Below are 300 nucleotides of genomic sequence, written 5' to 3'. Positions count from 1 at the left end.
CCCCGCTCAGAAGTAGAGAAATCCGGCTTCGCGGTTACTTCTGACAACGCCGTTTCCCGCGCCTGGCGGGCGAATTCGGCAGGTGTCGCCCACTGCAATGCAGAGTGGGGACGACACTCATTATAATCCCTTCGCCACGCTTCGATTTTGCTCTTGGCGTCGTCCAGCGACAAGAACCAATGGGCATTTAGACACTCCTGCCGAAGACGGCCATTGAAGCTTTCACACTTGGCGTTATCGGTCGGCTTGCCAGGTCGGCTGAAGTCGAGTTCAACATTATTCTCGTATGCCCATTTGTCC

General features: G+C 55.3%; 1 protein-coding gene. It reads right to left on the bottom strand.

Going from position 1 to position 300, the window contains the following annotated elements; genetic code table 11:
- Positions 1–300 (bottom strand): integrase core domain-containing protein (locus WM40_RS29440; protein ID WP_236693743.1); only part of this gene is annotated, 300 nt, incomplete at both ends.

The organism is Robbsia andropogonis (genome assembly GCF_000970345.1).
In the GTDB taxonomy this organism is placed as follows: Bacteria; Pseudomonadota; Gammaproteobacteria; order Burkholderiales; family Burkholderiaceae; genus Robbsia; species Robbsia andropogonis.
Note: the sequence above shows the minus strand (reverse complement) of the source record. Positions and strands in the feature narration are given on the sequence as shown.